11 protein-coding genes are annotated in these 13932 nt (G+C 68.0%); 10 read left to right on the forward strand and 1 reads right to left on the reverse strand.

What is annotated here, in order from left to right; all coding sequences use genetic code 11:
- Window positions 1-111 precede the first annotated feature (111 nt).
- Window positions 112-1899 (reverse strand): peptide ABC transporter substrate-binding protein, encoded by a 1788-nt coding sequence (locus BW981_RS12855; protein ID WP_076439728.1) that lies wholly within the window; start codon window positions 1897-1899, stop codon window positions 112-114.
- 558 nt (window positions 1900-2457) lie between these two features.
- On the opposite strand from BW981_RS12855, the gene BW981_RS12860 reads away from it, so the two are divergent.
- The 10 genes from BW981_RS12860 to BW981_RS12905 all read left to right on the forward strand — a co-directional run bounded on the left by BW981_RS12860 (window position 2458) and on the right by BW981_RS12905 (window position 13811).
- Entirely contained in the window at window positions 2458-3255 is a 798-nt protein-coding gene (locus BW981_RS12860) for an SDR family oxidoreductase (protein WP_076439730.1), read from the forward strand.
- A gap of 58 nt (window positions 3256-3313) precedes the next feature.
- Window positions 3314-4312, forward strand: coding sequence for an inositol 2-dehydrogenase (gene iolG / locus BW981_RS12865; protein WP_076439732.1), 999 nt, complete (start codon window positions 3314-3316; stop codon window positions 4310-4312).
- Window positions 4312-5112: an inositol monophosphatase family protein gene (locus BW981_RS12870; protein ID WP_244560310.1), complete on the forward strand. Its 801-nt coding sequence runs from the start codon at window positions 4312-4314 to the stop codon at window positions 5110-5112. Before iolG ends, BW981_RS12870 begins: the two co-directional genes overlap by 1 nt.
- 91 nt (window positions 5113-5203) lie before the next feature.
- A complete protein-coding gene (locus BW981_RS12875) occupies window positions 5204-6244 on the forward strand; it encodes an ABC transporter substrate-binding protein (RefSeq protein WP_076439734.1) in 1041 nt (346 codons plus the stop codon).
- 233 nt (window positions 6245-6477) lie between these two features.
- Entirely contained in the window at window positions 6478-8685 is a 2208-nt protein-coding gene (locus BW981_RS12880; RefSeq protein ID WP_076439735.1) for an ABC transporter permease, read from the forward strand.
- 10 nt (window positions 8686-8695) lie between these two features.
- The gene (locus BW981_RS12885; protein WP_076439737.1) at window positions 8696-9775 is read left to right on the forward strand and encodes an ABC transporter ATP-binding protein; all 1080 of its coding nucleotides are present in this window, start codon (window positions 8696-8698) and stop codon (window positions 9773-9775) included.
- A gap of 175 nt (window positions 9776-9950) precedes the next feature.
- On the forward strand, window positions 9951-11678 hold the full coding sequence (locus BW981_RS12890; RefSeq protein WP_076439739.1) for a Na/Pi cotransporter family protein: 1728 nt from the start codon (window positions 9951-9953) through the stop codon (window positions 11676-11678).
- 149 nt (window positions 11679-11827) lie between these two features.
- Window positions 11828-13045 carry a TIGR03862 family flavoprotein gene (locus tag BW981_RS12895; RefSeq protein ID WP_076439741.1) on the forward strand — a complete coding sequence of 406 codons (1218 nt, stop codon included), beginning with the start codon at window positions 11828-11830 and terminating at the stop codon, window positions 13043-13045.
- A gap of 51 nt (window positions 13046-13096) precedes the next feature.
- On the forward strand, window positions 13097-13318 hold the full coding sequence (locus BW981_RS12900) for a hypervirulence associated TUDOR domain-containing protein (RefSeq protein ID WP_076439926.1): 222 nt from the start codon (window positions 13097-13099) through the stop codon (window positions 13316-13318).
- A gap of 208 nt (window positions 13319-13526) precedes the next feature.
- Entirely contained in the window at window positions 13527-13811 is a 285-nt protein-coding gene (locus BW981_RS12905) for a GIY-YIG nuclease family protein (RefSeq protein ID WP_076439743.1), read from the forward strand.
- Window positions 13812-13932 lie beyond the last annotated feature (121 nt).

The following is a 13932-nucleotide window of genomic DNA, read 5'->3' on the forward strand; positions in this document are numbered from 1 at the left end:
GTGACGAGGCCTGACGATCTACAGGAAATGCCCGTCCGCGGCAGGCCGCGGGCGGGCTTCCGGAACAGGCTCCCCGCTATGCCGTGGGCATCGCGGGGAGCGCAAGTTCGGTCAGGTCCGGTACCAGGCTGCGATGTTCCAGCTATCGACGTCCCAGCCCGAATGGTCGTGCATCAGGTTGTTCGCCGCTGCAGCGACGCGGGTACGCGACAGCAGCGGCAGGATGACGTTGGCCTCGCAGAAGATCTCGTTGACCTTGATCAGCAACGCGGCCCGCTTGGCGGGGTCGAGTTCGCCCTGCGCGGCCTTGTAGGCCTTGTCAGCCTCCGGATCGGAATAGCGGGAGACGTTGCGGCCGAGCCACTTGTTCTCCTTGCTTGCAATCTCCCAGGAGGTGAACTGGTTGAGGAAGCGCTCCGGGTCCGGCTGCGGCTGCGTCGTGGTGTACATTTCCATGTCGCAGTAGAGCTTGGTGTAGGTGTCGGGGTTCGCCACGTCCGAGGAGAAGAACACCGACGCCGTCACCGACTTCAGCTCCAGCTCGATGCCGGCCTTCTGGCAGGCCTGCTTGATGATCGCCTGGGTCTTCTGGCGCGGGGCGTTGATCGACGTCTGGTAGACGTATTTGAGCTTCTTGCCGTCCTTTTCGCGGACGCCGTCGGAGCCCTTCTTCCAGCCGGCCTCGTCGAGGATCTTGTTCGCCTTGTCGATGCTGAACTCGTATTTCAGCTTGGTTGACTTGAACTGCTTGGGCTCGTTCACGAAGCTCGCCGTGGCGGTGCCGCCGCGGCCGTAGATGAACTTCTGGATCGAGTCGCGGTCGATCAGCAGGTTGATCGCCTTGCGCACGGCCGGGTCCGACAGCGTCGGGTGCTTCGTCTTGACGCTGGAGCGCTCGCCATCGACCTCGGTGTTCGGATCGGTGGTGTTGAGGATGATGAACTCGATATCGCCCGAGGCCACGGCGCTCGTCTTGCCGCGCCCGCCGGTCTCCATGCGCTTGAGGACTTCCTCCTCGACCTGCAGGTTCCAGGCATAGTCGTATTCGCCGGTCTGCAGCACGGCGCGCGCCGCCGAGACCGCGTCGCCGCCGCCCTTGACCTCGATCGAGTCGAAGGCCGGCTGGTTCTTGATGTGGTAGTCGGCGAAGCGCTCGCCGGTCAGGATGTCGCCCGGCTTGAAGTCGGTGAACTTGTAGGGGCCGGTGCCGATCGGCTTCAGATTGTCCGGAGCCTCGCGCGACTTGGCGCCGACATAATCGGCGAAGCGGTGCTTCGGCAGGATCTGGCCGACGGTGGCGACGAAGGGGTCGGCCCAGAACGGCGTCGGCTGCGTGAAGACGACCTTCACGGTCAGGTCGTCCACCTTCTCGACCTTGATGTCCTTGTAGGATCCGGTGGTGTAGGCGGCGGTCGCCGGGTCCTTGGCATACTGCCAGGTGAAGACCACGTCGTCGGCGGTGAAGGGCTTGCCGTCATGCCACTTGACGCCCGGCTTCAGCTTCCAGGTGACGGTGGTGCCGTCGGCCGAGAGGCCGCCATTGGCCTTGGTCGGAACCTCGGCGGCGAGGCAGGGGATGAGGTTGCCTTCCTTGTCCCAGCCGGCGAGCGGCTCGTAGAAGATGCGGGACGCGATCTGGTCCTTGGTGCCCGAGGCGAAATGCGGGTTGAGCAGCGTCGGCGCCTGCCAGAGCAGGATCTTGAGCGGGCCGGCGCCGCCGGCCTTGGTCGGCTTGTATGGCAGCGTGGCATTCGCCATCGCGACGTCGTTCCAGACCAGGATCTGGCTGGCGATCGGGGCCGCGATCCCAACGGCTGCCATTCTCTTGATGAAGGAACGCCGCGACAGCGAGCCCTCCTTCACATCCGCGATCAAGCCGCGGATCTCGGTGTCTTTCATCGAGAAACCTCCACTAACGTTAGGCCGCAAACAGTTCCCCGGCGCTTTCACGCCGTCTTATCGTTGAACGCCTCAGCAAGGCATGTGCCAACAAAAGCGTCAACTGTGCAGCGCGGCAAGTCGGGGCCGACGTGCAAAGCGCAATCGATCCCATCAGGGAAGGCGCAAGAAATAGCCATAAAATCGCGAAACAGACGAAAATTTGAATCAGAATTTGGTTGTATTGCCGCAAATTATTGCTCTCCGCAGCTTTTTGGCGCAGGGGGTGTCATGGGATTGAAATTCGGCAGCCGCCTCGGCGGGGTCGGCTCAGCGGGCGCGCCGGGCGCCCAGGCGCGGCAGGCGGACCTGCCCATGGAACGGGCCGCGCCTGCCGTCGCTTCAGGCTCAGGGCGCATCTGCATGGCCCAACGCCCCATCGGATGACTGGAAAGCAGGCATCGCGAAACCCGGGGGAGGGTGCGCGCGCAGCTTGACGCTCGACTCCAATGATGGAATGTTTATTCCATATAGCAGGGTCATAAAATAAACCTGCCAGACAATCGGGAGGAGCGGCAGGTGGAGGATCGGGCCTTCCAGCGCGAGCTGACCGGCAAGGTCGCCATCGTGACGGGCGCCACGCAGGGCCTGGGCGAAGCGGTCGCCCGCGAATTCGCGGCGCGCGGCATACGGGCGCTGCTCATCACCGGGCGCAATGCCGCACGTGGGGACGCGGTGGCCGAGAGCCTGCGCGGCGCCGGCTGCGAGGTTCTGTTCCAGGCCGCCGATCTGTCCGATCTCGCCGCCGTGCGTCAGATCGTCCCGGCGGCCGAAGAAGCGTTCGGCCGCCTCGACATCCTCGTCAACGCCGCCGGCGACACCGATCGCGGCAGCATCACCGAGACCACGCCCGAGCTGTACGAGCGCATCATGGCGGTCAACCTGCGCGCACCCTTCTTCCTGATTCGGGATGCGGCCGAAGCGATGCAGCGGCAGGGGACCGAGGGGGCGATCGTCAACATCCAGTCGATGTCGGGCCATGGCGGCCAGCCCTTCCTCGCCGCCTACAGCGTCTCGAAGGGGGCGCTCGCCGCGCTGACGAAGAACGCTGCCTACGGGCTCCTGAAGCACCGCATCCGCGTCAACGGGCTCAATATCGGCTGGATGGCGACGCCCGGCGAGGATGCGATCATGAAGCTCAGGCACGGTGCCGGCGAAGGCTGGCTGGCGCAGGCCGCCGCCGCGCAGCCCTTCGGCCGCCTGCTCGACCCGCGCGAGGTCGCAAAGGCGGTGGCTTATCTCGCTTCCGGCGAATCGGGCCTGATGACCGGCGCCAACATCGATTTCGACCAGAACATTCTCGGCGCGCGAGACTAGAATCGCGTGGCCAAACACGGCAGACGGTTGCCGACATGACGACGGGACGAGACGGACCATGAAGATCGGATTGCTGGGCGCCGGCCGCATCGGGCGCATCCATGGCGGGAACGTTGCCGCGCGCAGCGACGCCAGGCTGGTCGCGGTGACCGATGCGGTGGAACAGGCCGCGGCCTCGCTGGCCGCCGAGACCGGCGCCAAGGCGACGAGCACCGAGGCCATCCTCGCCGATCCCGGCATCGACGCCGTGCTGATCTGCACCCCGACAGACACCCATGCCGACCTGATCGAGCAGGCCGTCTCGGCCGGAAAGGCCGTGTTCTGCGAGAAGCCGGTCGACCTCGATGCCGCCCGAATCCGCCGATGCCTCGCCACGGTCGAACAATCCGGCAAGCCGCTGATGATCGGCTTCAACCGCCGCTTCGATCCGAACTTCGCCGCGCTGGAGAAGCGCCTGCGGGCCGGCGAGGCGGGCGAGATCGAGATCGTCACCGTGATCTCGCGCGACCCCTCGCCGCCGCCTGTCGATTACGTCAAGCGTTCGGGCGGGCTCTTCCGCGACATGATGATCCATGATTTCGACATGGCGCGCTTCCTGCTCGGCGAGGAGCCGGCCGAGGTCTTCGCGCTGGGCTCGGCGCTGGTCGACAAGGCGATCGGCGAGGCCGGCGACGCCGACACCGCCGCCGTCGTCATGAAGACGGCCTCGGGCAAGATCGCCCAGATCAGCAATTCCCGCCGCGCCACCTATGGCTACGACCAGCGCATCGAGGTCCACGGCTCCAAGGGCATGCTGCGCGCCGGCAACATCCACGAGACCACGGTCGAAAGTGCCACTGCCTCCGGTTTCCGTGCCGACCCGGTGCAGAACTTCTTCCTCGAGCGCTACGCCGCCGCCTATCGCGCCGAGCTCGACGCCTTCCTCGCCGCCTGCCACGGCAAGGTGTCCGCGTCGCCGACCGGGCTCGACGGCCTCAAGGCGCAGATCCTGGCCGATGCCGCGACCCGCTCGGCGCAGACCGGCCAGCCCGTCCGCGTCGACGGGGAGACGAAGTGATGGGCGCCCCTCAGGCGATGACATCCGCGGAACGCGACCTGCGCTATTACGCGGCGCTCGGCCTCGCCGCGGAAGCAAGCCATCTGGCGATGGGCTATTTCACCCGGCGCGAGACACTCGGCACCACCATGAAGGGCGCCCAGGACTGGCTGACCGTCGCCGACGGCAAGGTGGAGGCCTTCCTGCGCGAGCGTCTCTCCCTGCTCTTCCCGCACGATACGGTCATCGGCGAGGAGGGCGGCGGCGCGGCTTCCGACGCGGTCTGGATTCTGGATCCCATCGACGGCACCGCCAATTTCGCCCATGGCGACCGCAACTGGTGCATCTCGATCGGCTTCCTTGCCAACCGCAGGCCGGAGATCGGCGTCGTCGCGGCCCCTGCCCTCGGCGAGGTGTTCGCCGCAAGGCGCGGCGCCGGCGCGACGCTGAACGGCGATCCGATCAGGGTCTCGGGCGGCGGCGACATCGCCCGCGCCTCGGTCGAGCTCGGCTGGTCGACCCGCATTCCGGCCGAGCGCTATGTCGAGATCATCGGGCGCTGCTACGCCGCGGGCGCGGCCGTCCGGCGGGCCGGCTCCGGCACACTCGGGCTCTGCCATGTCGCGAACGGCGCGAGCGACGCCTATGCCGAGCTGCACATCAATGCCTGGGACGTGGCGGCAGGCATCGTCATCGCCGAGGAGGCCGGCGCCCATGTCAACGACTTCTTCGCCGGCGAAGGCATCTCGAAGGGCAATCCGATCCTCTGCTGCACGCCGGAACTGGCCGCTCCGCTCGGCAAACTCACCGGGATCGCTTAGCCGGCACCGTATATGATTGATTTCGGCGACCAAGTCGTCGCAGGTTCACGATAACCGGCGAAAAGCCGGACATCTTCCAGGGAGGTTCATCATGCAGATCAGGTCTTGGCTCAGGGCGGGGCTTCTCGCCGCCGCCGCGGGCGTCGCTCTCCACGCGGGGTCGGCACAGGCGCAGCAAGGCTCGCTCGTCATGTATTGCGGCGTCCAGGAGGAGTGGTGCCGCGCCATGTCGATCGCCTTCGAGAAGGAAACCGGCATCAAGGTCGCGATGACCCGCAAGTCCGCGGGCGAGATTTACGCCCAGCTCAAGGCCGAGTCGTCCAATCCGCGCGGCGACATCTGGTGGGGCGGCACCGGCGACCCGCATCTGCAGGCGGCCGAGGAAGGCCTGACCACCGAATACGAATCGCCGATGAACAAGGACCTGAACGACTGGGCGATCAGCCAGTGGAAGGCCGCCAAGAAGCGCACCATCGGCATCTACGCCGGTGCGCTCGGCTTCGGCTACAACACCGAATTGATCAAGCAGAAGGGCGTTCCCGAGCCGAAATGCTGGGCTGACCTGCTCAACGCCAAGCTCAAGGACGACGTCCAGGTCGCCGATCCGAACTCGTCGGGCACCGCATACAACCTGCTCGCCACCGTCGTGCAGCTGATGGGCGAGGACAAGGGCTTCGACTACCTCAAGGCCCTGCACAAGAACGTCAGCCAGTACACCAAGTCCGGCGCGGCCCCCGCCAAGGCGGCGAGCCTCGGCGAGACGGCGGTCGGCATCGTCTTCGTGCATGACGCGGTGGTCTTCGCGGTGCAGGGCGACCCGATCAAGCCGGTCGCCCCCTGCGAGGGCACCGGCTACGAGATCGGCTCGATGTCGATCGTCAAGGGCGCGCGCAATCTCGACAACGCCAAGAAGTTCTACGACTGGGCCCTGACCCCGGCCGCCCAGGCGCTGGCCGCCCCGGCGAAGTCCTATCAGGTGCCCTCGAACAAGAACGCGCCCATCCCGGCGCAGGCGCCGAAGATGAGCGAGATGAAGCTCATCGACTACGACTTCGTGAAATACGGCTCCTCGGCCGAGCGCACCCGCCTGCTGGCGAAGTGGGACAAGGAAGTGAAGGCTCTGCCGAAGTAATCGGGGCAAGACCTTCCGATGACGTTGCCGGGTTCACCTCTGAACCACCGCCGTCATCCCGGGCTTGACCCGGGATCCAGGCCGGAGCGCATCCGGTAAAGCTTCAGCCATGGATCCCGGATCTCCGCTGCGCTGCGTCCGGGATGACCGCGCGGCGATATCAGGACACAACTTCGCGGCCCCAGAACCGGGACAACCGGTCCGCCGCGCGAGGGCGAGGGAAACGAGCGAGCATGGCACCGGCGACACGACTCGTGCTGCTGATCGGCTGGATCGGCTATGCGCTCCTGCCCTGGTACCTCGTCGAGGGCATGGGGCTGACCCGGTTCGGCTGGCTCGCCGGCTACCCGCTCGGCAAGGCCGGCAGCGCGCTGGCGCTCGCGCTGTCGGGGCAGGCGCCCTGGCTGCTGCCGCCGGGGCTGGCCCTGCTCGCGGCGACCGCCTTTGCCGGCAGCACCAACCGCCGCCGCACCGCGACGGTGCTGATCGCGGCGGGCGCGCTCGGCATGCTGCTCTTCTTCGCCCAGGCCTTCGCCATCGTGCTGAAGGATCAGGGCATGCCGGCCCTCGCCGCCCTGCTCGGCGGGGCGGGGGCGGCCCAGCGCGGCATGGGCGGCGGCGCCTTCCTGACGCTGCTTTCCCTGCTGCTCCTGCTCTGCCACGGGCTGGCCTATCGCGGCGTGTGCCGGGGCGACCTCTTCACCACCTCCTCGATCGGCATCGTCGTCCTGCTGATCGGCCTGTTCATCTTCTTCCCGGTCTGGATCATCCTGAAGAGCGCGCTGATCGAGGCCGATGGCACCTTCGCCCCGGCCGCCTTCTTTGCCCGCTTCTTCGATTCCACCATCTGGGGGCTGGGCTGCGTCACCAGCGGCACCAATTGCGGCGTCGCCTGGAACACGCTGGTGCTGGCCGTCCTCTGCGGCGTCATCACCACGCTGCTGGGCCTCGCCTGCGCGCTCCTGATCCTGCGCACCGGCATGCCGGGCAAGCGGATCATGCGGGCGCTGACGGTGCTGCCGATCATCACGCCCCCCTTCGTCATCGGTCTGGCCCTTATCCTGCTCTTCGGCCGCGCGGGGGCGATCTCGACCCTGCTCTACGAATGGTTCGCCATCCCGCGCTCGCGCTGGCTCTACGGCCTGCCGGGCGTGCTGCTGGCGCAGGTGCTGGCCTTCGCGCCGATCGCCTTCCTCGTCCTGATCGGCGTGGTGCAGGGCATCGCGCCGAGCCTGGAGGAAGCCTCCCAGACGCTGGGCGCCCGCCGCTGGCAGACCTTCCGCACCGTGACCTGGCCGCTGCTGCGGCCGGGCATCGCCAACGCCTTCCTGCTCGGCTTCGTCGAGAGCATGGCCGATTTCGGCAATCCGCTGGTGCTCGGCGGCAATTTCGAGGTGCTCTCGACCAAGATCTTCTTCGCCGTGGTCGGCGCCTCCTACAATCAGGGCCAGGCGGCGGTGCTCGCCATCATCCTGCTCGCCTTCACGCTCGGTGCCTTCTGGATCCAGCAGCGCTGGCTCGGGAACCGCTCCTACACCACCGTCACCGGCAAGGGCGATGCGGGCCTGCCGACGCCGCTGCCGCGCCGCATCACCTGGCTGGCGGCAGCCGCGATCGTGCCCTGGGTGCTGCTGACGGTCGTGATCTATCTCGTCATCCTGGTCGGTGGTTTCGTCCGCAATATGGGCCGCGACTTCACCCCGACGCTGGAGCATTACCGCACCGGCTTCGCCATCGACGTCAGCGACGGCCTCTTCTTCGAAGGCTCGGCCTGGTCGTCCTTCTTCACCACGGTGAAGGTGGCGGCGATCTCGGCCCCGCTGACGGCGCTGATCGGCCTGCTCACCGCCTATCTGCTCACCCGCCAGCGCTTCCATGGCCGCGCCGCGCTGGAATTCGCGACGATGCTCTCCTTCGCCATTCCCGGCACGGTGCTCGGCGTCGCTTATATCCTGGCCTTCAACGTGCCGCCCATCGAGATCACCGGCACGGGGCTGATCCTCGTCATCGCCTTCGTCTTCCGCAACATGCCGGTCGGCGTCCGCTCCGGCATCGCGGGCCTCTCCCAGATCGACAAGAGCCTGGACGAAGCCTCCACCACCTTGCGCGCCCGCAGCTTCACGACGCTCACCCGCGTCGTGCTGCCGCTGCTGAAGCCCGCGCTCGTCTCGGCGCTGGTCTATTCCTTCGTGCGCTCGATGACCGCGGTCAGCGCCGTGATCTTCCTGGTCTCGGCCGAGTACAACCTCTCCACCGCCTATATCGTCGGGCGCGTCGAGGCGGGGGAGTTCGGCCTCGCCATCGCCTATTCCTCGGCGCTGATCGTCTTCATGGCGCTCGGCATCGTGCTGATCCAGCTTCTCGTCGGCGAGCGCAAGCTCGGCCGGCGCTCCCGCGTGGCCGCGGTCGCCGCTCCGGCGCCGGCCCCCGCCATCGGATAAGGACCGCATCATGCCTGAGCCGAGCACGAAGACCGGGCCCGCTTCCGTCGAATTCCGCAACGTCTCGATGCGCTACGGCGCCGTGACGGCGGTCGACAACGTCAGCTTCACCATCGAGCCGGGACAGCTCGTCACGCTGCTGGGTCCGTCCGGCTGCGGCAAGACCACGACCCTGCGCATGATCGCGGGCCTCGAGATCGCCAGCGAGGGCCAGATCCTGATCGGCGGCAAGGATGTCACCAAGCTCTCCGCCGCCGACCGCGACGTCTCGATGGTGTTCCAGTCCTACGCGCTCTTCCCGCATATGAGCGTGCTGGAGAACGCCGCCTATGGCCCGACCGTGAAGGGCCTCGGCAAGGACGTCGCGAAGCAGATGGCGCTGGAGAAGCTGGCGCTGGTCGGCCTCAAGGGCTTCGAGAACCGCTACCCCTCCGAATTGTCGGGCGGGCAGCAGCAGCGCGTCGCCGTCGCCCGCGCGCTGGTGCTGGAGCCGCAGGTGCTGCTCTTCGACGAGCCGCTCTCCAATCTCGACGCCAAGCTGCGCCGCCGCGTCCGCGAGGAGATCCGCGAGCTGCAGCAGAAGCTCAACCTGACCGTCGCCTATGTCACCCACGACCAGGAGGAGGCGCTGGCCGTCTCCGACCGCATCATCGTGATGTCGAACGCCCGGATCGCCCAGGAGGGCGCGCCGCGCGATCTCTACGAGGCGCCCGCCAACGCCTTCGTCGCCGATTTCATCGGCGACGCCAACATCCTCGCCGTCACCGTGAAGAGCGTGCTGGAGGGCCTCGCCCATGTCGAGATCGGCGAGGCGAGCGTGACCCTGCCGGCCCGCAGCCTCTCCGCCGGCCCGGCCAAGGTCGCGATCCGGCCGGAAGCGCTGCTGCTGTCGCAGACTCCCGCGCCCGGCTCGCTCTCCGGCCGCATCGCCAAATGCGCCTATCTCGGCAACCACCTCGACATCATGGTCGACACCGCCATCGGCGAGCTCTTCGTGGTCCGGTACGGTGCAAGGCAGATGTGGGAACCGGGCACGCCGGTCTCGGTTTCCTTCGCCGACACGGGTGTGACGCTGATTCCGCCCGGCTGAACGGGCCTGCCGTTCATGGAAGATTTGTTCCACGGGCGAGAAATTCGGCATGGCTGCCTCATTCTCGGCCGATTGAGCGTCTATTGCTGTTGAGTTGGCTAATCAAAGCGAGGCATTCTCAGCCCGGATTTCGCCGACCAACCCAGACTCTGAGCCGGAGAAAGAACCCCGCCGAATGAATGCGAGCGAAAGCGCCACCACCATCCTGATCCACCTCGCCGGCGGCGTCGCGCTGCTGATCTGGGCGGTCCGGCTGGTGCGGACGGGCGCCATGCGCGCCTTCGGCTCCCAGCTCCGCCAGGCCCTGCAGAGCTTCACCCGCAACCGCTTCGCCGCCTTCGGCAGCGGCATCGCGGTGACGATGGTGCTGCAGAGCTCGACCGCGACCACGCTGCTCGTCTCCTCCTTCGCCGGCCAGGCGCTGATCGTGCCGGCGATGGCGCTCGCCGTGCTGCTCGGCGCCAATCTCGGCACCGCGCTCGCGGCCTTCGTCATCTCGCTCGATCTAGGCTGGATCTGGGGGCTCTGCGTCGCGGTCGGCGTCGCGATGTACCTGTCCAGCGAGGCGATGGAGCGGCCGCGCAATATCGGCCGCGTGCTTGTCGGCATCGGCCTGATCCTGCTGGCGCTGATCGAGCTCAACGCGGCCGCGGCCCCGCTCGCCCAGTCGCAGACCTTCCGTACCGTCCTCGCCGCGATGGGCTCCGAGCCGCTGCTCGGCATTCTCGCCGCCGTCGCCGCGACCTGGATGGTGCATTCCTCGATCGCGGTCATCCTGCTGGTCGCGACCTTCGCTGCCTCCGGCCTGTTTCCGTCCGCGACGGCGCTCACGCTGGTCATCGGCGCCAATCTCGGCAATGCGCTGATCCCGGTGCTGGACCAGCTCGGGGCGCCGGCCGCCCAGCGCCGCGCCGCCATCGCCAATTTCGCCACCCGGCTCGTGCTGGCGCTCGCCATCCTGCCCTTCGTCGGCCCGCTTTCGCAGGGGTTGCTGGCGCTGCCCTCCCCGGATGGGCGGCTCGCCATCGAGTTCCATGTCCTCCTGAACGTCCTCGGCGCGCTGGTCTTCCTGCCCTTCGTCAGGCCGATCATGGCCCTGGTCGGGCGCCTGGTGCCGGGCGGCGAGGCCAAGGCGCAGGCCGTCGCGCCGCGCTATCTCGACGCCAGCGCGCTCGACGCGCCGACGCAGGCGCTCGCCTGCGCGATGCGGGAATCGCTGCGCCTCGGCGACAGGGTCGAGGCCATGCTGCGCGACACCATGACCCTGCTGGAGAAGGACGAGCTCAAGCTTTCCCGCGCGATCGCCGCGGCCGATGACGGCGTCGACACCATCCATGAATCGATCAAGCTCTATCTGGTGAAGGTTTCGCGCAACGAGCTGACCGAGGAGGAGAGCCGGCGCCTGTTCGAGATCATCACCCTGATCACCAATCTCGAGCATATCGGCGACATCATCGACAAGAACCTGCGCGAGCTCGCCGAGAAGAAGATCCGCAAGCGCTACTCCTTCTCCCCCGAAGGGCTGGGCGAGATCCGCGACTTCCACCACCGCGTCGCGGCGGCCCTGGCACTGGCGCTCAACGTCTTTGCCACGCGCGACCTCGATCTCGCCCGCCAGCTCTTCGCCGACAAGGCGGCGATGCGCGAGGCCGAGCGGCGCGCCGCCGACAGCCATTTCCAGCGCCTGCGCTCGGGGAGGCCGGAATCGATCGAGACCAGCGCCATCCATCTCGACATCATCCGCGATCTCAAGCGCATCCACGGCCACGTCGTCTCGATCGCCTACCCGATTCTCGAGACCGCCAACGAGCTGCGCGAGAGCCGCCTGCGCGAGACCAAGGACGCCGCCCGCGCGCGCGAGACCCCGGCCGTGCTGATCCCGTCCCCGCAGGCGGGCGGCTGACGCCGCTTGCCGGCGTCGCGGGGCTTCCCGGAGAGGTGGCATGAGTCTAAAGCGTTGACGCCTCGGACGGAAACAACCCGTCATCCCGGGTCGACGCTTCGCTTCGTTCAGGATGACGCCGATCGGGTTCGCAGGGAGTTGCAGAGAACATGCCCGGGCGCGACATCGCCATCATCGGCGCCGGCCCGGCCGGATTGATCGCGGCCGAGCGGCTGGCGCAGGCCGGCCATCGCGTGACGCTGCATGAGCGCATGGCCTCGCCCGCGCGCAAATTCCTGCTGGCCGGACGCGGCGGGCTGAACCTCACCCATGCCGAGCCGCTGGGCGCCTTCCTGCCGCGCTATCGCGAGGCTCAGGGCTGGCTGGAGCCGGCCCTGGGCGCTTTCCCGCCGCAGGCCCTGCGCGACTGGGCGGACGGGCTGGGTGCGGACACCTTCGTGGGCAGCAGCGGGCGTGTCTTCCCGCGCGCCATGAAGGCCTCGCCGCTGCTGCGCGCCTGGCTCGGGCGGCTGCAGGGCCTCGGCGTGACGCTCGCCTCCGGCCGGCTCTGGACCGGCTGGGACGCGGATGGCGCCCTGGCCTTCCGCCTGCCGACCGGCGAAACCGAAACGATCCGGCCCGACGCGGTCCTGCTGGCGCTGGGCGGGGCGAGCTGGCCGCGTCTCGGCTCCGATGGCGGCTGGGTGCCGCTGCTGGCCGCGCAGGGCGTCGCGATCACGCCGCTGCGCCCCGCCAATGCCGGCTTCCTGACCCGCTGGTCGCCGCTGCTGCGGGAGCGCTTCGCCGGCCAGCCGCTGAAGCGCATCGCGCTCCGCCTCGGCTCCGAGGCCGCGACCGGCGAGGCGATGATCGACGCCGAGGGCATCGAGGGCGGCGCGATCTACGCCCTCTCCGCCGCCATCCGCGAGACCATCGCCCGCGAAGGCTTTGCCGAGATCCGCATCGATCTGCGGCCCGACCTCACGGAGGAGGCGCTGGCCGCGCGCCTCGCCCGGCGGCGCAAGGGCGAGACGCTGAGCAACCATCTGCGCAAGGCGGCGGGGCTTTCGCCGGCCGCCATCGCCCTGCTGCGCGAGGCCGGGACGCCGCCGGACGAGGCCGGCGCGCTGGCCGCGCGCATCAAGGCCGTGCCGCTGCGGCTGGACGGGTCGATGCCGATCGCCCGCGCGATCTCGACCGCCGGCGGCATCGCCCGCGAGGCGCTCGACGCGCGCTTCATGCTGAAGGCCCTGCCGGGGGTCTTCGCCGCCGGCGAGATGCTGGACTGGGAGGCGCCGACCGGCGGCTATCTGCTCCAGGGCTGCTTCGCCACGGGCGTGGCCGCCGCCTCCGGCATCGAGGCCTGGCTGGCCGAGCGGGATCGGTGAACCTGCCCCGCCCTGCCGCGTTGAGAACGCATCAACCCAGCGGAGCCGATGATGACCCAGCACCTCAAGCCGGGAACCGATGTGAGCTGGCGCTGGGGCGCCCACCGCGCCCGCGGGCGCGTCGAGCAGGTCTTCACCAAGCCGGTCAGCCGCACGATCAAGGGCACCCGCGTGCGCCGCAACGCCTCCGAGGCGAAGCCGGCCTATCTCGTGACCCAGCCGGATGGCGGCTACGCCCTCAAATCCCATACCGAGCTGGAGCGGCTGCAGTGACGCATGTCGATCTCCCCCCGCCCGCCATTCCGGGCGCAGCCCTCGGGTCCGATCTGCGATCGGCCCAAGGATAAACTCCGCAGTGCCCGGAACCCATGCCTGAGCCTCTCCGGCAAGCGCCCCGGCCTGGATTCCGGATCGGCGCCGCTTCGCGGCTTGTCCGGAATGACGGTTGAGTGCGAGCGTGTCGTTGGGGAGGGGCGTTGGCATGTGGGTCTACATCATGGCCAGCCAGAAGCATGGAACGCTCTATGTCGGGGTGACGAACAGCCTCGCGCAACGCGTGTCCGAGCATCGTGAGGGGCATGGCTCGGCTTTCGCCAGGCGCTATGGCGTCACGCGGCTCGTCTATGCCGAAGCCTATGATCGTGCGGACGAGGCGATCGAGCAGGAAACACGGATCAAGGGGTGGCGCCGGGCCTGGAAGATCGCGCTGATCGAAAAGAGCAATCCGGACTGGAACGATCTTTACGGGACGGTTCATCTGGACTGAATGATCCGGATGCCCCGTCATTCCGGGCGCAGCCCTCGGGTCCGATCTGCGATCGGCCCAAGGATAAACTCCGCGCAGACCCGGAATCCATGCCTGAACCTCTCCGGCACGCGTTCCGGCC

The organism is Allobosea sp. TND4EK4 (assembly GCF_900156025.1).
Classification (GTDB): Bacteria; Pseudomonadota; Alphaproteobacteria; order Rhizobiales; family Beijerinckiaceae; genus Allobosea.